Consider the following 19653-nt stretch of genomic DNA (forward strand, 5'->3'; position numbering starts at 1 on the left):
TTTCCTCGCCGTTCAGCGTCGACGGAGATATTAGGGGGATAAAACAGCGTCGCGGGCGACAAGTCGGTGAACAACTCAAGAAGCCCATCCGGACTTATCGCACATTTTCCCTGGAATAAGATTCGGTCATGGCCTTCACGGAGATCCACTACGAGGTGGCGGACGGTGTCGCCACGATCACCCTCGACCGCCCCCACCGCCTCAACGCCTTCACCTACGTGATGCGCGGCGAGCTGATCGACGCCTTCGACCTCGCCGACGCCGACGACGAGGTGCGCGCCGTCGTCGTCACCGGCAGGGGCCGCGCCTTCTGCGCGGGCGCCGACCTCGCGGGCGGGGGCGAGACCTTCGACCACCGCAGGACCGGCGAGATGTACGCCGGGCAGGACACCGTCGACGGCTCCCCCCGCGACGGCGGCGGCACGGTCGCGCTCCGGATCGCCAGGTCGCTCAAGCCCGTCATCGGCGCGATCAACGGCCCGGCCGTGGGCGTCGGGGTGACGATGACGCTCCCGATGGACGTCAGGCTCGCCTCCGACACCGCCAGGTTCGGCTTCGTCTTCGCCCGCCGCGGCATCGTCACCGAGGCCGCCTCCAGCTGGTTCCTGCCCCGCCTCGTCGGCATCTCCCAGGCCATGGAGTGGGCCGCGACCGGCAGGGTGTTCCCCGCCGACGAGGCGCTCCAGGGCCGCCTGGTCTCCAGGGTCCTCGCCCCCGACGAGCTCCTCCCGGCCGCGTACGCGCTCGCCCGCGAGATCGCCGACAACACCTCGGCCGTCTCGGTCGCCGCGATCCGCAGGCTCATGTGGTCGGGCCTGTCGGCCTCCTCCCCGTGGGAGGCGCACCGCGCAGACTCGATCCTGATGAACGCGCTCGGCTCCGCCCCGGACGCGGCCGAGGGCGTCACGGCGTTCCTGGAGAAGCGGGCGGCGGCGTTCCCGATGAAGGTCTCGGGCGACCTTCCCGAGGCGGTCCCGTCCTGGCCGGACAACCCCTACGAGTGACGCCGAGCACCATGTCCGACGTTCCCTCCCCCGACGTTCCCGCTCCCGGCGTCCCCTCCCTCGACGTCCTCCGCCCCGCGCTTCCCGCTCCCGCCGTGCCTGCCCCCGCCGTTCCCGGTCCCGACGTTCCCGCCTCCGACGTTCCCGCCCCCGACGTTCTCGGCCCCGGTTACGAGCTCACGGTCCTGCCGATGGCCGACGACCACGAGGGGCCGGTGGTGGCCTCGCTGGTGCGGCGGCGGGCCGACGGCCCCGCCCGCGGAGCCGTGCTGTACGTGCACGGCTTCACCGACTACTTCTTCCAGACCCACCTGGCCGACCACTTCGTCGCCCGGGGCTTCGACTTCTACGGGCTGGACCTGCGCAAGTACGGCCGCTCGCTGCTGCCGCACCAGACCCGCGGGTTCGTGCGCAGCCTCACCGAGTACTTCCCCGAGATCGACGAGGCCGTACGGGTCGTCCGCGAGCGGGACGGGCACGAGCGGGTCGTCCTCAACGCCCACTCCACCGGCGGCCTGATCGCCCCGCTCTGGGCCGACCGGGTCCGCGGCCGGGGCCTGGTCCAGGCCCTGGTGCTCAACAGCCCCTTCCTCGACCTCAACGTCCCCTCACCCCTGCGGGCCGCCGCCGACCTGCTGCGCGGCCCGCTGTCCCGGCTGCCCGCCGGGGCCGTCCTGCCCCTGGTGGCGGCCACCGCGTACGGCACGAGCCTGCACCGCACCCACCACGGCGAGTGGGACTTCGACCTGGAGTGGAAGCCCATCGGCGGGTTCCCGGTGCACGCGGCCTGGCTGGCCGCGGTCCGCCGGGCACAGCGCAGGCTGCACGGCGGCCTGGGGGTGGACGTGCCGGTGCTGGTGCTCTGCGCCGAGAAGGGACTGCGGCTGCGCGCCTTCGCCCCCGAGGCGCGCGGCGCCGACGTGGTGCTCGACCCCCGGCAGATCGCCCGCTGGTCGACCAGCATCGGCCCGCACGTGACGTGCGTCCGGATCGCGGGCGGCATGCACGACCTGGTGCTCTCGCCCGAACCGGTCCGCGAGCGCGTGCTCGCCGAGATCGACCGCTGGCTCGGCGGCCACCTCTAGCCTGCCGCCGTCCGCCCGCGGTCTGCCCACCGCCCATCCGCCGCCACGGGCGGAACCCGATCCGGGCCCGGCCGCGGGCGACCTGCCGAACGGCTCACGCGTACCAAAGGGATGCGAACGGACGTTTCCCATCACCTCGATCCCCGTGACCCGATCTTCGCGGGGACCCGGTCCCTACAGGGGGAAGGAGAACAGGCCGTAGTAGGCCGCGGCCACCAGCAGCAGGCCGGTGCCGCCCAGTGCCCCGGCCACGGCGAGACTCTGGGGACGCGAGGGCTGCCAGCCCTCGCGCAACCCCTCGACGACGGCCGCCACGCCCGTGACCTCCTGCAGCAGCATCAGCAGCGCCAGGATCCTGATGACCAGCCATCCGGCCAGTACCGCGGGCCAGGCCCCGGCCTGGTTGACCGAGAACAGCACCAGCAGGACGATGAACGCCGGCACCGAGACCAGCAGCCCGACCCCGGTCCACGCCATCCGGCGGAAGCGGCGGCGGATCGGCGGCCAGATGCGGGCGTTGGTCTCCGCGGCCGCCCGGCCGCGGATCCGGGCGGCCATCTCGGCCACCGGGCCGACCACGTAGCCCACCGCCGCCAGGCAGAGCGCCAGCCCGATGACCGTCCCCCCGGCGTACCAGGGGGCGGCGGGCACGTCGCTGGCCTCCAGGCGCTGGACCGGCGTGGCGCCGGCGATGTGCACCGACGGCGTGGCCGTGCCCGGCAGCCCCCGGATCCAGTTGGCGAGCGTCTGCAGGTAACCGGGGGCGAAGGGGCCGCCGTGCAGGCGCATGCCGTGGTCGGCGCCCCGCAGGTAGCGGATCGTGTAGTTCGGGTTGCCGCCCTCGGTGAGCGCGCCGGTCAGCGCCTTGCTGCTCTCCACGAACGGGATCGACGGGTCACGGGTGCCGTACAGGGCCAGGACCGGCTGCCGCATCTGGCGCAGCGCGGGCAGGCCGTCGTAGCGCAGGAAGTTCATGTCGACGGCGCCCATCGCCCGGATGAGCAGCTCGCGTACCCCGGGCGGGGCGTACAGCCGGTCCAGCTGCTCGCCCAGCGCCCACGTCACCTGCCGCATGGGGGAGACGTTGGGGGCCGACACCAGCACGGTGAACCCGACCTCGTCGCTCTGGGTCGCGGCGATGGGCACCACCCAGCTCCCCTCGCTCACCCCCCACAGCCCCACCCTGGCCGGGTCGACGTCGGCGCGCCCGCGCAGCTCCCGCAGGACGCGCACGGCGTCGCGGGCCAGCAGGGCGAAGTCACGGTGCCGGAAGTCGTAGCCCACGGTGCGCTTGTCGTAGGCGAGCGTGACGATGCCGGCCCTGGCCAGCCACTCGGCCTGGCTGGTGAACTCGCCCCGCGTCCCTGCTCCGGCCCCCTGTACGAAGACCATCGCCGGGTGCCTGCCCGGGGTGAGCGGCGCGCGGATCGTGGCCCGCAGCGGCGTACCGTCCTCGGCGGTGACGGTGACCTCGCTGACGCTGATCCGCGCGGTCGCCGCGACCGGCACGACCTCGGCGGACGGCTGCGGCGGGAGTGTCCGGAAGACCGGGTCGACGCGCAGCGGCGTCGGGTCGAACGACGGCGGCAGCGTGTAGCCCACCGTCGCCAGGGCGACCAGGATCAGGCCGGCGGCGACGCTCAGAACGCCACGGCCGGCCTGCAGGCCGATCCGATCCCCGTTCGTCACTCGCCTTTACGCCCCCGCTCTCCGGTATCGTTCCCTTCGATCTTCAAGCCTACTCACGACCCCGAACCCCCGACAGGGCGGGGGATCCGCGTGACGCGAGTGGCCACATTTGTCGCTGAGTCCTGTTAGCTTCGTGCGACATGCGGGTGCTGCACACATCGGACTGGCATCTGGGCCGCTCGTTCCACCGGGAGAGCCTCCTGGCCGCCCAGGGCGTCTTCGTCGACCACCTGATCGAGACGGTCAGGTCGGAGCGGATCGACGTGGTCGTGGTCTCCGGTGACGTCTACGACCGGGCGCTGCCCTCGGTCGACGCGGTCGAGCTGTGCAACCAGGCGCTGCGCCGGCTGGTCGACGCCCGCGTGCGCACCGTGCTGATCAGCGGCAACCACGACTCGGCGCGCCGTCTCGGCTTCGGCGCCGAGCTCATCGACGCGGCGGGCGTCCACCTGCGCACCGACCCCGCACGCGTCGGCGAGCCGGTCGTCATCGACGACGTCGCCTTCTACGGCATCCCCTACCTGGAGCCCGAGCTGGTACGGGTGGCCTGGGAGCTGCCCGAGCGCACCCACACCGCCGCGGTCGGGCACGCCATGTCGCTGATCCACGAGGACCTGCGGCGCCGGGGCACCCGGTCGGTGGTCCTGGCCCACGCGTTCGTGACCGGCGGGCAGGGCAGCGACAGCGAGCGCGACATCAGCGTGGGAGGCGTGGCCCACGTCCCGGTGCGGGTCTTCGACGGCGTCGACTACGCGGCGCTGGGCCATCTGCACGGCCGCCAGCGGATGAGCGAGACCGTCCGCTACTCCGGTTCCCCCATCGCCTACTCCTTCTCCGAGGCCGGTCAGGTGAAGGGCTCCTGGCTGGTCGACCTCGGCCCCGCCGGGTTCGAGGGCGCCGAGTTCGTCGAGGCGCCGGTGCCCAGGCCGGTCGCCCGCCTCACCGGCCGCATCGACGACCTGCTCACCTCGCCCGAGCACGCCCGCCACGAGGACCACTGGCTGCAGGTGACGCTCGTCGACCGGATCCGGCCCAAGGGGGCGATGGAACGGCTCCGGGCCCGCTTCCCGCACACGCTCGCCCTGTCCTTCGAACCCGAGGGCGGCCCGGACGACGTCGTGACCCGTCCCCGGGTGGCCGGGCGCGCCGAGATCGACGTCGCCCTCGACTTCGTCCGCGAGGTACGCGGCGAGGCCGCCGACCCCGAGGAGACCCGGCTGCTGCGCGAGGCCGTGGAGGCCTCCCGCACCAAGGAGGCGATGGCGTAGATGCGCCCGCACCGTCTGTGGATCAGCGCGTTCGGTTCCTTCCCCGGAGAGGAGCAGGTCGACTTCGACGCCCTCGCCGAGGCCGGGCTCTTCCTGATCCACGGCCCCACCGGCGCGGGCAAGACCACCGTGCTCGACGCGCTCTGCTACGCCCTGTACGGCAGGGTGCCCGGCAGGCGCGACAGCGCCAAGAGCCTGCGCTGCGACCACGCGCCGCCCGGCCGCGGGCCCAGCGTGGCGCTGGAGGTCACGGTCAGGGGCCGCCGGCTGAAGATCACCCGATCCCCGGCCTGGCAGCGCCCCAAGCTCAGGGGCACCGGCACGACCAGGGAGAACGAGAAGGCCCTGCTGCAGGAGCTGTCGCCGGGCGGGGAGTGGGTGGGGCTGACCACCCGGATCGACGAGGCGGGGGAGTTCGTCGGCACCCTGCTCGGCATGAACGCCGAGCAGTTCCTCCAGGTGGCCATGCTGCCCCAGGGGGACTTCGCCAAGTTCCTGCGCGCCGACGGGGAGGACCGCCGCAGGGTCCTGGAGCGCCTGTTCTCGGTGAAGATCTACGCCACCGCCGAGTCCTGGCTCGCGGACAGGCGTACCGAGGCGTTCCGTGAGCAGCAGGCGCTGCGCAAGGAGGTCGACTTCGCCGTCAAGCGCCTGGAGGAGGCCGCCGGTCCCGTCCTGACCGCCGCGCTCGCGGCCGGTACGTCCTCCACGACGGGAGCCGCCGCGCAGGACGCGACGGGAGCCCTGTTCGAGGTCGCGACGGAGCCCTCGGCCAAGCTCCCGGCAGGGTCGCAGGCAGGGTCGCAGGCGGAGTTCCCGGTGGAGGACGACCCGGTGGCCTGGGCCCGCGCGCTGGAGGAGCTCGCACGGCTGGAGGTCGCGCGGCTGGACCCGCGGGACGCCGGGAGCGAGGACGCCGTACGGCGGGCACGCGAGAGCCTGGAGCGCGGCGCGGCACTCGCCGACCGGCGCCGGCGCCACGCCGAGGCGCTGGTCAGGAGCCGCGCGCTGGAGGAGACCGCCGAGGAGCGGGCACACCTGGAGGCCGTCCTGGAGGAGGCGACGGCGGCCGACCGGGTGCTGCCGCTGCTCCAGGAGGCCGAGCAGCGCGCCGCGACCGCGGCCAAGGCCGAGAAGCTGGCCGCCGAAGCCGTCGCCCGTGCCCTTCCCCTGCTCGACGCCGCCGGGGTTCACGACGCGTCCCCGGCCCTGCTCGGCACCGGTCGCGACGGCCGGGACGCCGACCATGCCGACGCCACCGACGACGCCGACACCGACACCGACGCCACCGACGCCACCGACGGCCCCGGCGGCCCCGACGGCGTCCTGGACGTCCCCCGGGCCGCCCGCGATGCCGCCGACGCGCACCGGCGCGGCGCCGTGCTCGGTCACCTGGCCGCGCTGGAACGCGACCGCCAGAGCGAGATCACCCGGCTGGGGGAGCTGCGCGCCGAGGAGACGCGCCTGGCGGAGATCGAACGGGAACGGGAGCGCGCCGGCCGCGAGATCGGGAAGCTGGCCGCCGCGCAGGCCGTGGCCGACGCCCGCCTGGAGGTCCTCCCGGAGCTCCGGCGCGAGGTGGACGAGCGCCTCACCTCCGCCCGCCTGGACTCCGCCCGCGTCCCGGCCGCCGAGTCGGCGGTGGAGGCCGCCGTCACCCGGCTGCGGGCCGCCGAGCAGCGTGACCGCCTCGCCGCCGAGCTGGCCGCCGCCCGTGCCGGCCTGGCGTCCCGCCTCGCGACCCTTCCGCCCGACCTCGGCGAAGGGCTGGGCCGCGGGCTCGGCGACGGGTCCGATGACGGGCTCGGCGACCGCTTCGGCGAAGGGCTCGACGATCGTTTCGGCGACGGTTTCGGCGACGGTGGCGCCGACGGGCCGGACGACGTCCGCGCGGTCCTCGCCGACGGTGAGAGGGAACGCCGCGAGGAACTGGCCGGGCTGGAGGGGCTGCGGAGCGAGGAAGCCCGCCTGGCCGAGCTCGACACCGAGCTCGACGGGCTCGGCTCCGAGTTGCGCGAGGCCGCCCGGACCGAGGCCGGGATCCAGGAGACCCTGCGGGGACTGCCCGCCGCGTCGGCGGAGGTGGCCACCCGCCTGGAGGAGGCCAGGGCGGCCGCGGCGCGCGTCCCGACGGCACGGGCCGAGGCCGAGACGGCCGGCGTGGTGCTCGGCGCGGCACGGCGGCGCGAGGTCCTGCGTGCCGAGCTGGAGACCGCCCAGGCCGTCCGGGCCGAGGCCGTCGACCGCGCCCAGCGGCTCCGCGACCGGCACCAGGACATCCGGCAGGCCAGGATCGACGGCATGGCCGCCGAGCTCGCCGCCAAGCTCGTCCCGGGTGAGGCGTGCGTGGTCTGCGGCTCGCCCGAGCACCCGGCCCCGGCCGCTGCGGCCGACGAGGCGCCCACCGCCGAGGACGAGCGCACCGCCCAGGCCGACCTCGAGACGGCCATGGAACGGCGCCGGGCCGCGGAGACCGACGTCACGGCCCTCTCCCTCCGCCTGGAGGAGGCCGTCGCCACGGCGGGGGAGCGGACCGCGGAGGAGGCCGAGCTGAGCCTCGCCCAGGCCGAACGGGCGCTGGCCGCGCTCCGGGAGGCCGCGGGCGCCGAGGAGACCCTCGCCGCGGAGGTCGGCCGCCTGACCGCCGAGCTGGACACGGCACGGGAGACCGCCGCCGAGGTCGCCCGGCGCCTGGCCGAGGGCCGGGCCCGCCACGCAGCCCGGCAGGCCGAGCGCGAACGCCTGACCGGCCGCCTGGACGCGGCCCGGGGAACCGACCCCACGGTCCAGGCCCGCCGCGACCGGCTGGCCGCGGAGGCGGCGCTGCTGTCCGCCGCCGTCGGCGCCGCGAGCCGCGTCGTCGAGGCCGTCGCCGCCCACCGCGAGGCGAGCGAGCGGACCACGCTGAGCGTGCACGAGGCCGCCTCCGGGCTCGCCGAGGCGGAGCGGGCGCTGGCCGCGCTGCGGGAGTCGGCGGGCGCCGAACCCGAGCTGGCCGCGCGGGCGGGCGAGATCGCCGCCGAGGCCGACCTGCTCCGGGAACGCTCGCGGGAGCTGGCCGTCGCGCTGGCCTCCCGCCGTACGGACGTCGACAGGCTCGGCGCCGAGGCAGGACGGCTGGCACGGCGCATCGACGAGGCGCGCGGCCAGGACCCGACGCTCTCGGCCCGGCTGGACCGGCTGGCCGACGAGGCCGCGCTGCTCAGGGAGGCCGTCGAGGCGGTCAGGGACGAGCGGTCCACCACCGCCGAGCTCGTCGCGGCCCGCGACCGCGCATCGGCCGCCGCCGTCGAGGCGGGGTTCCTCGATCTCGACGACGCCCGCGCCGCGGTCCGCCCTCCCGCCGAGCGGGAGGCCAAGACGGCCCGGTTGCGCGAGCTCGCGACCGAGAGCGCCGCGGTCGCCGCGATGCTCGCCGACCCCGAGCTGGTCGCCGCCGCCGCCGAACCCGAACCCGACCTGTCCGCCCTGCGCGAGGCGCGCGACGCCGCGGACGCCGCCCACGCCCGCCTGCTGTCCGAACGCAGCCAGGCGGCCGCCCGCCTCGCCCGGCTGACCGCGCTCCGCGCCGAGCTGGACGCCTGCCTGGAACGCTGGCGTCCCGCCGCCGAGCATCACCGCCTGACCGAACGGCTCGCCGCGCTGACCGGCGGCAACTCCACCGACAACCGGTGGAACATGCGGCTGTCGTCGTACGTGCTCGGCGAGCGCCTGCGGCAGGTGGTCGAGTCGGCCAACGAGCGGCTCGACCACATGTCGGGCGGGCGCTACCTGCTGGAGCACAGCCGCGACCGCACCGCGGGGGACCGCAGCAGGTCCGGCGGCGGGCTGGGCCTGCACATCCTGGACAGCTGGACGGGGGTGGGCCGCGACCCGGCGACGCTGTCGGGCGGGGAGAGCTTCATCACCTCCCTGGCGCTGGCGCTCGGCCTGGCCGACGTGGTCACCGCCGAGGCCGGGGGAGCGGACATCGGCACGCTCTTCGTCGACGAGGGCTTCGGCACCCTGGACGAGGACACCCTCGACGGCGTGCTGGACATCCTCGACGGGCTGCGCGACGGCGGCCGCGCGGTCGGCATCGTCAGCCACGTCGCCGAACTGCGCACCCGGGTGCCCGCCCAGCTGCACATCCGCAAGGAACGCCGAGGTTCGACCGTCCGTCAGTGATCCGGTCCTGCTGTGGGCGTTAGACTCGCCGCCCGAATGTGGACGAGGAAGCCGTACCGGCCACGACGCCGGGCTCCGGCCGCCGCCCCGCGAGCGACGCGGCCGGGCGGCATGGCGGGCTCTCCGCGACCGGTCGGGCCGTCAGGCGCGGCGCCGGTTCCGTCAGGTCCGATAATGATGGATATGACCGGCGCGCGTAGAAGAGCTGAGATGTTCGTCGACCCCGAGCACGACCATCGGTTCGGCACCTCCGCCACCGCCGGCGAGCGGAGCATGCTCGTCGACGTCCTGGCGGCCCAGCGTACGACCCTGCGGTTGAAGTGCGCGGGCCTGGACACGGAACTGTCCCGGCGCTCCGTGGAGCCCTCCACACTCTCACTGCTCGGACTGGTCCGGCACCTGGCCGATGTGGAACGCCGCTGGTTCCGGCGGGTGTTGGCCGGGCAGGACGCGCCACCGCTGTTCTCCTCGGAGGCCGACCCCGATCGGGACTTCGACGGCGCGGTGCCCGATCCCGCCGTCGTCGCCGAGGCGTGGGAGGCGTGGCACGCCGAGGTGGCGTTCGCCACCGAGTTCGTCACGGGCGCGCCCGACCTCGACATCGTGGGCGAGGACTCGTGGCGGGGGACCGTGTCGCTGCGCTGGGTGCTCATCCACATGATCGAGGAGTACGCCCGGCACAACGGGCACGCCGATCTGCTGCGCGAGCGGATCGACGGGGCGATAGGCGTGTGAAATCGGGCACCCGCATGCAGGCCGTCCCCTCGCGCCGAGACCGGGCGCCACATTCCGGCCCGCGCCGTGCCGTCCGGCGCGGGAGACCGCATGATCGTGATCTCCTCGGGCATGACGCCCCCATGCGCGGACGTTCAGGGTCACGGTCGTGGGGTGTGGTGCTCGACGCACCCGAGGCGGGGGAGCTCGCACGGTTCTACGTGCGTCTCCTCGGGTGGAAGATCACCACGGAGGAGTCGGAGTGGGTGGTGGTCATGCCGCCCGACGGCGTCGCCTACATGGGCTTCCAGACGGAGTCGGATTACGTGCGGCCTGTCTGGCCGGCCACCGACGGCCGCCAGCAGATGATGATGCACCTCGACCTGGAGGTCGACGACCTCGAGGCCGCGGTCGCGCACGCCGTCGAGGCGGGGGCGACGCTCGCCGACCACCAGCCGCAGGAGACGGTACGGGTGCTCCTCGACCCGGCCGGGCACCCCTTCTGCCTCTACCTCGACACATCCGCGGACGGAGGGCCGGAGTAGCGGCCGGTCGGCGTGCGGCCCCGGACCGGCACGTCATCCGGGGCGCGGATGGTCCGGGGAGGCATTCCCGGCCGCCCCGCACCGGACGGATGCGTCGGCGGTCAGCCGTTGTACGGGGCGGCGACGTCGAGGATCCAGGTGACGCCGAAGCGGTCGGTCAGCATCCCGAAGCCCGGGGCCCACTGCGACGGGCCGTACTTCTCGATGACGTCGGCGCCCTCGGCGAGCCTGTCCCAGAGCGCGCCGACCTCCTCGACGGTCTCGCCGCGGACGGACACGAAGAACCGCTCGCCGGTCAGCGTCATGCCGTGCTCGCGGGTGGTGGCGGCGGGTGCGGCGGCGGCCGGTGCCTGGGAGGGCACGTCGTAGGCCATGACGGTGAAGCCGTTGTCGGCCGTGACCTGGCCAAAGACGATCCTGTCGGCGTCGGGCATCTCCTTCGGCATGCCGAAGTCGCCGTACGCGACGGTGGTGAGGTGACCGCCGAACACGGTCCGGTAGAACTCCAGCGCCGCGCGGGCGTCGCCGCGGAAGTTCAGGTGGGTGGTGGTGGTGATGGCCATGACGGCTCCTCGGTTCGTTGGTGACGGGTTTCGGGCGCGGTCGGGCGCCCGGCCTGCCCGGTGACGAGAACGGCGTCGGCCGGGAAGGACGATGTGGGGTGAGAAGGTTCCAACGCCGGAACCGGCCGGGTGGCCGGCGCGCCGCCGATCGGATCGTCCGGGTGGCGCGGGTCGTTCGAGGCGCGGTTATCCGAGCAGCGCGGGCATGATCACGCCGTCGACCAGGGTGACGAGGAACTCGCGGTCGAAGGGCCTGCGCTGGACGAGCGCGCGGTAGGCGGCCATCGTCGGGACGACCCGGGAGAGCGTCTCGATGTCGGCCGTCGCCGGGATCTCGCCGCGGTCCACGGCACGGCGCATGAACGCGAGGTGCGCGTCGGCCCACGGCTTCACGAGCGCGGTGTCGGCGGCCTCGGCGAAGGTGGGGTCGGTGGAGATCATCGAGGCGAGCGCGGTCATGATCCTCAGGGTCCGCTCGCCCTCCTCGATCGTCTGCGGCCTGTAGAGGGCCAGGAGGTCGCCGCGGAGCGTGCCGGTGTCGGGCAGGTTCCCCACATCGGCCTTGCCGGACTTCATCCGGGCGATCGCGTCGACGACGAGCTCGCCCTTGGAGGACCAGCGCCGGTAGACGGTGGCCTTTCCCGCCTTCGCCCGTGCCGCGACCATGTCCATGGTCATGCCGGAGTAGCCGACCTCGGCGAGGACGTCGAGGGTCGCGTCGAGAATCTGGGCGTCTCGCGTGTGATCCCGCTTCCTGCCGGTACGTCCGGTCTGTTCGGGCGGGGATGTGCCGTCACCGTCCGGCGTGCCTTCCGTCATGGTCCACCTCCTCTCTCGTCAAAGAAACGATACCAGCCAGTATCGGAACTGCCAAGTTCCGATACTGGGTAGTTTCGAAACTTGAAGGTCTCGATATGCCCGTCATCAGGGACCGGCTGTGGCACCATGGCGCGATGCGCCATATGTCCGACGACGAACGCCGCGCCCGACTCGCCGTCCGGCACGCGCTGGCCCCGGCGTTCCGCGTCGGTTCCCCGCAGGCCGCCACCCGGGCGATGACCGTGCTGCACGCCACCGAGCCCGCGACCGTCCACCTGTCCTGCCGGGCGCGCGTCGCGTCCCTCACGCTCGCCGACGTCGACCGGGCCCTCTACGACGACCGCGACCTCGTGAAACAGCTGGCCATGCGCCGTACCCTCTTCGTCTTCCCGCGCGACCTGCTGCCCGCGGTGTGGCCCAGCGCGTCAGCCCGGGTCGCGGGCAACGAACGGGCCCGCATGGCCAAGGACGTGGTCAGGGCCGGGCTCGCCGCCGACGGCGACGACTGGCTCGACCGCGCTCGCGCCGAGGTCCTCGCGGCGCTCGCCGACGCGCCCGACGGCCGCTCGGCCCTGGAGATCCGCCGGGCGGTACCGATGATCGACGTCAGGGTGACGGTCTCACCGACCGACCCGTGGTCGGCGTCGCGCGTCCTGACCCACCTCGGCGCCACCGCCGACATCGTGCGCGGCGTCAACGCCGCCCGCTGGTACACCTCGCGGCCGCGCTGGACCCTGATGCGGCACTGGCTCGGCGACGTCCCCGCGACCATGAGCGCCGACGACGGCTACCGCGAGATCGTGCGCCGCTGGTTGTACTCGTTCGGGCCCGGCACCGTGGACGACCTCGCGTGGTGGCTGGGAGCCACCAAGACGGCGGTACGGACGGCACTCGCGGCGCTCGACGCGGTCGCGGTCTCCCTCGACCGGGGCGCCACCGGCTGGGTGCTGCCCGACGACCTCGACGAGACCCCCGACCCCGGCCCGTGGGCGGCCCTGCTGCCGGTGCTCGATCCGACCGTCATGGGCTGGCAGGGACGCGACTTCTACCTCGGCCCGCACCGCGACCGGCTCTTCGACCGCCGGGGCAACGCCGGCACGACCGCCTGGGCCGACGGCCGGGTGGTGGGCTGCTGGGTACAGGACGACGCCGGTGTCGTACGGGTGCGGTTGCTGGAGCCGGTACCGGCTTCGGCGCGCCGAGCCCTCGACGACGAGGCGGCGCGCCTGACCGAATGGCTCGGCGGTTTCCGCGTCCCGACCGTCTACGGCTCGCCCGCGATGAAAGCCCAACCGCCCGCCGACACGACTCCGCTCTAGGACGGCGGCCCCGGTTCCCCGGTCCCGTCCTCGTGACGGCCGGGCGCCGCGGGGAGGCCGTGATCGCCGGGCCGTGACACGGCCGACGAGCCGGTGGCTCACGCCGGGGGAGGAGGCTCCGGGAGCCTGCTCAGCACGGTGTTGTGGACGCGCTGGAAGATCACCGACGTGCGGAATCCGGTGATCTCCCGGCGCTTGCTGAGCCGGTCCAGGAGGAAGGCGTGCAGGTGGTCGAGGTCCTGGAGGGCGACGTGGAGGAGGAAGTCGTCGCCGCCGGCGAGCACGAAGACGCTGACCACCTCCGGGAGCCGGGCCACGGAGTCCTTGAAGGTGTCGATGACCGTCCGGTTCAGGGGGCGGACCTGAACCGACACCATGGCCTGGACGCCGCGGTTGAGCGAGGCGTGGTCGATGTCGGCGTGGTAGCCACGGATGACGCCGCGCCGGGTGAGCGCGCGCACCCGTTCCAGGCAGGTCGAGGGCGCCACGCCGAGTCTGCGGGCGAGCTCCCGGTTGGACTGCCGCGCATCTGTCTGGAGAAGCCGGATGATCTCCGTATCAAGTTCGTCCACGCTCGCATTCTCCTCCCGATTCCGGCCGTTCGTTCGCCCGGACGCTCCGTACGGCACGCATGTGACTAGCTTCGACGGCGAATCGGTGTTCATCTGAAAAGGAGTACGTCGTGGTTCTGGCGACGAAGCTGGTCCTGGTGGTCCGTGACGGCCTGCCTGCCGCGCTGGCGGTGAACGCCGCCGCCGTGGTCGGGCTGAGCCTGGGAGGGCGGCTGCCCGATCCACCGGCGGCGGAGGGGAAGGACGCCTCGGGCGGGGTGCACGCCGGGCTGAACCCCCACCCCGTCCCCGTGCTCACCGCCTCCGGTGACCGGCTGCGAGAACTGCACGACCGGGCCCGCGCCCGGGAGGATCTGATCACGGTGGGTTTCAACGAGGTGGCCCGGCACGCCCGCGACTACGACGACTACCTCACCGCGCTGGCCGCGACACCGGGGGAGGACGTCGAGTACGTCGCCGTCGCGGTGTTCGGCCCGCGTAACCGGGTCACGGCGCTGACCAAACGGTTGCCGCTCCACGGCTGACGCGTCAGGCGCCGGGGCCGGGGCCGGAGGGGCCCAGCCCGGTGAGGCGGCACAGCGCGTCGAACCCCGCGGGGGTGCCGGGCCAGTGGCCGCGTACCGCCTCCAGCCCGGCCCGTCGCACCACGCCGCGCAGGACCGCGGTGACGACGATGGCGTCGTCGGCGTAGCCCAGCACGGGGATGAAGTCCGGGATCAGGTCGATCGGCATCGCCAGGTAGAGCATCAGCAGGCCGAGCCGGATCCGCACGCCGCGCGGCAGGCTCTCGTCGGCGGCCAGCCGCCGGAGCAGGCGCAGCAGGTCGGGCAGGATCCGCAGGGCCTCGCGCAGCAGCCCGGCCTCGGGCCGGACGACGAGCAGCGCCACGATCAGCAGCAGCCACCCGGCCACCAGCGCGACGCCCACGCCGAGTGCGACGTCCCACCACACGGTGCCCCTCCCGTCCCCACCCGCTCGTCCTCGCCGGACCGTGACGATCGGACCGGCGCCGACATGACCCGGTCGCGACCGGCCCGGTCGAGGCCACGGCCATGGTCACGGCCGGTCCGATCGCGAGCATGCCCGAATCGGCCGCGGCCATGGCCGAAAACCGGTTGCTTCCCCCGGAAGAATGACAGATGGCACGCGACCTCGCTGACGAGACCCTCGGTGGTCCCGGCGCGTTCCAGCGTGATGTCGCGTCGATGGCGTATGGCCGGAAAGCAGGAGAACAACCGTGATTCCGCCGATCGTCGATCCCCCTGCCGCGAAGCGACGCGAACCGCTCCGGGTCGTGGCCGCCGGGCTGGTCGCCGTGGTGCTCTGGGCCTCCGCCTTCGTCGGCGTCCGGGCGGCGGGCACCGACCTGTCGCCCGGAGCCCTCTCGCTCGCCCGGCTGACCGTCGGCAGCCTGGCCCTCGGTGTGTTCGTCCTGGCCCGCAGGGAGGCGATGCCCTCGCGGAGCGATCTGCCCCTGCTCGTCTTCTACGGCTTCCTCTGGTTCGGCGTGTACAACGTCACGCTCAACTGGTCGGAGCAGCTGATCGACGCCGGTACCGCGGCCATGATCGTCAGCCTCGGGCCGGTCCTCATCGCGCTGCTCGCCGGTCTCGTCCTCAAGGAGGGCTTCCCCAGGCCGCTGCTGATCGGCTGCGCCGTCGCCTTCTCGGGGGTCGTCGTCATCGGCACGGCCACCGCCTCGCAGAACGTCTCGGCAGGGCTCGGCAGCCTCCTCGCCCTCGTGGCCGCCATCACCTACGCGGCAGGGGTCGTCTCGCAGAAACCCCTGCTCGACAGGTCGTCCGTCCTCGTCATCACCTGGCTGGGATGCGTCATCGGCGCGGTCTTCTGCCTCCCCTTCACACCGCAGCTCCTCGACGAGCTGCCCCGGGCGTCGACGTCCGCGATCACCTGGACCGTCTACCTCGGCGTCTTCCCCACCGCCGTCGCCTTCACCGCCTGGGGGTACGCCCTGTCCCGCTCGACGGCGGGGCGGATGGGAGCGATGACGTACCTGGCGGCCCCGCTGAGCACCCTCATGGCCTGGCTGCTCCTCGGGGAGGTGCCTCCGTGGGCGGCCCTGGCCGGAGGCGCGCTCTGCCTCACCGGAGTGATCATCAGCCGTCGCGGACCACGGCCGTGACACCGGGGAGCGGCCCGGCGCACCGTCGCCGGGACACCTCCCCGTCGTTCTTCCCGGGCAGTTCCCCGCCGTCCTCCCCGAGGATGCCCCCGCCGTCCTCCCGGGGTCACTCCCCGCCGTCCTTCCCGGGGGCCGCTCACTCTCCTGCGGACGGCCCGCTCACCGGCTCACCGCCGCGGCCAGGGCGCGCACCCGGGCGTCGTGACCGTCGTGACCGATGACGACCGGCGGCTCGTTGTACGGCATGGCGTCGGAGGAACGGCGCAGCTTGACGTACTGCCCGCAGGCGTCGACCGCGTAGGGCTCCATGTCGTCCTGGAGCGCGCCGATCACCGTGATCCCGTACGTCTCGCCGATCCGGCGGAACAGCGCCACGGCCTCCCTGCGGTGCTCCTTGCCGAGGTTGCGGCCCAGCTCGTCGAGGACCAGGCACAGGTGCCCGCCGCCCGAGGACGCGATCGCCGCCGCGCAGACCAGCTTCACCGCCTTCTCGTCCATCAGCGCGGTGTTGGCCCGCCGGTCGTACGGCACGAACCCCTGGCCCTCGCCCCGGCGCCACTTGGGGGTCACCCGCCAGGCCCAGCGCTGCTCGGGATCGGCGGGAGCGGGCGGCACCGGGAACTCCAGCGTCGCCCCGTACCCTCCGTAGGAGGTGTCGAGCCTGTCGAACTCCTCCGCCACCCGGGCCAGCCGCGCCCTGATCGCGGCGGTCAGCGCGGCCCGGTGCGCGGCCGTGGACCGGGCGGCCTCCTCCGCTCCCCGGGTCGCGGCCGTCAGGTCGCGCTGCCGGGTGACGATCTGCGTCTCGATCTGACGCCGCCGGTGCCGCTCGTACTCCTCCTGCCCGCGCAGGTAGGAGGCGAGCGCCGAGCAGACACCGGGGAACGTGGCCTGCTCTCGCGCGGTACGCCCGGCACCGGGCGCGGCCCGCTCCCTGACCAGGAACCGAAGCTCCTCGGGCATCTCCTCGTCCTCGCCGGGGAAGGTGTCGCGCAGCGCCTCGTCCAGCCGTCGCTCGGCGGCCCGCCACCACTCCTCGGCCGTCAGCGGGCGCTCCTGCTCGTCCAGGGCGTCCAGCCAGTCGCGGGCCCCCTCGGCGGTGCCGCCCCACTCCCCGGCCAGCGCGTCCAGGCCGAGCGCCTCGCGGTCGGCGGTGATCCGCGCCGCCTGCTCCGCGGCCTGGTCCCGGTCGGCCTCGTGCCGCGCCCGGTGGCCCTCCAGCCGCTCGACCTCCATGGTGCGCGTACGGGACCGGAAGTCCAGCGAGCTCACCCGGCGCTCCGCCTCGCCCACCTTCGGCGCGATCGCGGCCAGCGCCTCGGCCAGCTCGATCAGCGCGTGCCGCCGCTCGGACAGCCGCCGCTCGATGTCGGTCAGCTGCACGGCCGCCTTGGCGCCCTCCAGCCGCCTGCCCGCCTCGGCCACCGCGTCCTCGGCGGACCGCACGGCCGCCGACGCGCTCTCCTGGACGTCCCGAGCCCGGTGCAGACGCTGCTCGGCGGCCTTGATCCTGGCCTCCCTGCCGGTGACCGCCACCTCGAACGACCCCACCACGGTCACTCCGGCGGCGCTGACCAGCACCGAACCGGGCAGCGCGCCCAGCGCCCGTGCCGCGGCCTCCAGGTCGGCGGCGTCGACGATCACCGCGTGCTCGTGCGGCCACCCCCGAGCCCCCGGCGCGGACGGTGCCCGGCCGTCGCCGTCGGACCCCTCCTGGTCGCGCGCCTGCTCGGCGACGTCGATGGCGTCGAGCAGGCCGGTGGCCCCCACGCCCGCCTCGGCGAGCGCGTTCAGCTGGGCCGCGGCCGGGCCGCCCTCGGCGTCGTCCAGCGCGGCCCTGGCCCCCTCGCTCTCGCGGTCGGCCACGCCCAGCGCCTTCAGCGCCTCGTTCAGCCGCGTTCCGGCCGCGGCCAGCTCGGCACCGGCCGTGGTCACGTCACGCCCGTCGGCCAGGCGGCGCTGCTCCTCCAGGCCGGGGATCCAGCCGCGCAGCTCGTCCACGGAGTTCTCCGCCACCGCCCGGTCGGCGTCCAGCTTCGCCGCGTGCGACTGCAGGTCGGCGAGTTCCCTGCGGGCCTGGGCCAGACCCCGTTCGAGCGTGTCGTCCTTGAGCGTCGCGATCTCCGCCCGCACCTCGCCGATCGCCTCGACGGCGCGGTCGCCCGCCGCCCGAACCCGTTCCAGCTCCACCGCCAGCGCCTCGTCCCGCCGTGCCGCGTCGACGAGCCTGCGCGCCAGCCGTCCCCGCCAGCAGCGCAGGGCCTCGGCCAGCCGGACGCGGGCCCGGTCGCGCCGGTCGAAGGTCTCCAGCAGGGTGCGGGACTCGTCCTCGAACTCGCGGAGCAGCTCCACGGCCCGCGTCGCGCGGACCCGCCGGGCGTGCTCGTCGCGCCGGGCCTCCCGCTCCTGGTCGAGCTCGGCGTCCAGGCCGGTCAGCGCGGCGATCGCCTCGAAGACCCGCTCGGGGGAGATCTCGTTGAGCGGCTGGGAGAGCAGGTTGGTGGCGACCTTGCTCCGTACCGAGGTGGACAGGAAGGACACGCATCGGACCCGGTCGCCGTACAGGAACCGGGTCAGGTCGCGCGCCACCACGTCGCGGCGTCCGGCCGAGCGGGGCAGCGCCGCCCAGAGCTCGTCCGCCCGCGCCACCCGTTCCGCCTCAGAGGCGGCCGAGGCCAGGTGGATCCCGGGGACCCACCTGATCTCCAGGTGGGGGGCCTCCTGGTTGACCCGCAGCCACACGGTGACGGCGTCCAGCGAGTCGTCGTCGCGCGAGGTGTCGCCGGACGAGGTGTCGCCGGGCGGGACGTCGTGCGCCGGGTGACGCCCGGGGGCGTCGTGCGGGACGTCGTCGGGTGCCGGATCGGGCGGTGCGAAGACGCCGATGATGTAGCCGTGGCCGGCGCTGGCCCAGGTCCGGCCGCCACCGCCCGCGGCGAGTTCGGCGTTGAACAGCAGCTCCGAGACCGACTTGGCGCCGGAGGCGAAACGCCACTGCTCGTCCCCGAGCAGCGCGGTGATCATCGCGATGAACGACGACTTGCCCGCGCCGTTGGAGTCCTTCGGCCCGGCACCCGCGACCACGATGAGGGTGCCCGGCACGGTCGGCACCGGGTGGGTCGAGAGCCGGGAGATGTTGACCGGTTGCACGGCGACCAGCACCCGGTCACCCACCACGTTCTCCGTCGGCGCGCCCGCCCGGACGTCCACGGAGACCAGGGTGGCCTGCGTCCCGGCCGAGACCCCGGAGACCCCGGAGACCGCGGAGACCCCGGGAATTCCGGTCGGAGCGGGCACGTCACGGGCCTCCGTGGCCCGAGCGCCCCTGCCCCGCCCCTTCGTCGCGGGGGCGGACCCGCCAGGGGAGGTCGTGGCCGGAGCGGGCACGCTCGGGGACGCCGCGGCCGGAGCGGGTACGTCCCCGGGCTCCATGGCCGGAGCGGCCTCGGCTCCGGAGGCGCCCCTGTCGGGGGGCGCGCTCCTCGCGCTGCTCCCGCGTGAGCCCTTCGCGGCCTGGTTCCGCTGGTCGGTCAACCCCGTTCCCCTCTTCCATCGTGTTCACGGCTCCTGCGTTCTGCTCACGACATCGGAGCCCGTCCCGGCGGTACTGCGCCGGTCGCCGTCCCGGACGCCGTTCGCTCCGGGAGGCCGTCCCGGGACGCCACCCGTCCCGGGACGTCGCCCGGTTCGGCACGTCACCCGGTGGCCGTCGTCACCGGCTACCGGACGGTGCCGCCGGACTCGTGTCGCTCGCCCGGTGCCGCC

Annotated in this window: 15 protein-coding genes; 9 read left to right on the top strand and 6 right to left on the bottom strand. The window is 74.3% G+C overall.

Annotated features, from left to right (window positions below; genetic code table 11):
• Window positions 1-128 precede the first annotated feature (128 nt).
• Together ACZ6RT_RS24170 and ACZ6RT_RS24175 are read left to right on the top strand one after the other, a co-directional pair.
• Window positions 129-1004 (top strand): enoyl-CoA hydratase-related protein, encoded by an 876-nt coding sequence (locus tag ACZ6RT_RS24170; RefSeq protein WP_399193013.1) that lies wholly within the window; start codon window positions 129-131, stop codon window positions 1002-1004.
• Window positions 1005-1015: 11 nt separating this feature from the next.
• On the top strand, window positions 1016-2089 hold the full coding sequence (locus ACZ6RT_RS24175; RefSeq protein WP_470156258.1) for an alpha/beta hydrolase: 1074 nt from the start codon (window positions 1016-1018) through the stop codon (window positions 2087-2089).
• Between the two features lie 174 nt (window positions 2090-2263).
• On the opposite strand, the gene ACZ6RT_RS24180 is transcribed toward ACZ6RT_RS24175, so the two are convergent.
• On the bottom strand, window positions 2264-3778 hold the full coding sequence (locus ACZ6RT_RS24180) for an alpha/beta hydrolase family protein (RefSeq protein WP_399193009.1): 1515 nt from the start codon (window positions 3776-3778) through the stop codon (window positions 2264-2266).
• Between the two features lie 140 nt (window positions 3779-3918).
• On the opposite strand from ACZ6RT_RS24180, the gene ACZ6RT_RS24185 reads away from it, so the two are divergent.
• From ACZ6RT_RS24185 to ACZ6RT_RS24200, 4 genes are all read left to right on the top strand, one after another.
• Complete coding sequence (locus tag ACZ6RT_RS24185; protein ID WP_399193007.1) at window positions 3919-5046, top strand: exonuclease SbcCD subunit D; 1128 nt, start codon at window positions 3919-3921, stop codon at window positions 5044-5046.
• Window positions 5047-9213 carry an AAA family ATPase gene (locus ACZ6RT_RS24190; protein ID WP_470156261.1) on the top strand — a complete coding sequence of 1389 codons (4167 nt, stop codon included), beginning with the start codon at window positions 5047-5049 and terminating at the stop codon, window positions 9211-9213.
• Window positions 9214-9423: 210 nt separating this feature from the next.
• Window positions 9424-9948: a DinB family protein gene (locus ACZ6RT_RS24195; protein ID WP_470156263.1), complete on the top strand. Its 525-nt coding sequence runs from the start codon at window positions 9424-9426 to the stop codon at window positions 9946-9948.
• 155 nt (window positions 9949-10103) lie between these two features.
• Window positions 10104-10472: a VOC family protein gene (locus tag ACZ6RT_RS24200; protein ID WP_399193001.1), complete on the top strand. Its 369-nt coding sequence runs from the start codon at window positions 10104-10106 to the stop codon at window positions 10470-10472.
• 101 nt (window positions 10473-10573) lie between these two features.
• On the opposite strand, the gene ACZ6RT_RS24205 is transcribed toward ACZ6RT_RS24200, so the two are convergent.
• A complete protein-coding gene (locus ACZ6RT_RS24205) occupies window positions 10574-11035 on the bottom strand; it encodes a VOC family protein (protein WP_470156265.1) in 462 nt (153 codons plus the stop codon).
• A 186-nt stretch (window positions 11036-11221) separates the two neighbouring features.
• Window positions 11222-11854: a TetR/AcrR family transcriptional regulator gene (locus tag ACZ6RT_RS24210; RefSeq protein WP_470156267.1), complete on the bottom strand. Its 633-nt coding sequence runs from the start codon at window positions 11852-11854 to the stop codon at window positions 11222-11224.
• A 95-nt stretch (window positions 11855-11949) separates the two neighbouring features.
• Here ACZ6RT_RS24210 and ACZ6RT_RS24215 point away from each other — a divergent pair, with 95 nt between their 5' ends.
• Window positions 11950-13173, top strand: a complete 1224-nt coding sequence (locus ACZ6RT_RS24215; RefSeq protein ID WP_470156269.1) for a winged helix DNA-binding domain-containing protein — start codon at window positions 11950-11952, stop codon at window positions 13171-13173.
• A gap of 98 nt (window positions 13174-13271) precedes the next feature.
• On the opposite strand, the gene ACZ6RT_RS24220 is transcribed toward ACZ6RT_RS24215, so the two are convergent.
• Complete coding sequence (locus ACZ6RT_RS24220; RefSeq protein ID WP_470156271.1) at window positions 13272-13745, bottom strand: Lrp/AsnC family transcriptional regulator; 474 nt, start codon at window positions 13743-13745, stop codon at window positions 13272-13274.
• Window positions 13746-13855: 110 nt separating this feature from the next.
• Between ACZ6RT_RS24220 and ACZ6RT_RS24225 the strand changes: the two genes are divergently transcribed.
• Window positions 13856-14269: a DUF2000 domain-containing protein gene (locus ACZ6RT_RS24225; RefSeq protein ID WP_470156272.1), complete on the top strand. Its 414-nt coding sequence runs from the start codon at window positions 13856-13858 to the stop codon at window positions 14267-14269.
• Between the two features lie 4 nt (window positions 14270-14273).
• Here the strand turns inward: ACZ6RT_RS24225 and ACZ6RT_RS24230 are convergent, their stop codons facing one another.
• On the bottom strand, window positions 14274-14696 hold the full coding sequence (locus ACZ6RT_RS24230; RefSeq protein ID WP_470156274.1) for a YkvA family protein: 423 nt from the start codon (window positions 14694-14696) through the stop codon (window positions 14274-14276).
• Window positions 14697-14982: 286 nt separating this feature from the next.
• Here ACZ6RT_RS24230 and ACZ6RT_RS24235 point away from each other — a divergent pair, with 286 nt between their 5' ends.
• Complete coding sequence (locus ACZ6RT_RS24235; protein ID WP_470156276.1) at window positions 14983-15888, top strand: DMT family transporter; 906 nt, start codon at window positions 14983-14985, stop codon at window positions 15886-15888.
• 159 nt (window positions 15889-16047) lie between these two features.
• On the opposite strand, the gene ACZ6RT_RS24240 is transcribed toward ACZ6RT_RS24235, so the two are convergent.
• Window positions 16048-19098 (bottom strand): coiled-coil domain-containing protein, encoded by a 3051-nt coding sequence (locus ACZ6RT_RS24240; RefSeq protein ID WP_470156391.1) that lies wholly within the window; start codon window positions 19096-19098, stop codon window positions 16048-16050.
• Window positions 19099-19653 lie beyond the last annotated feature (555 nt).

It is taken from the genome of Streptosporangium sp. NPDC050148 (assembly GCF_055586505.1).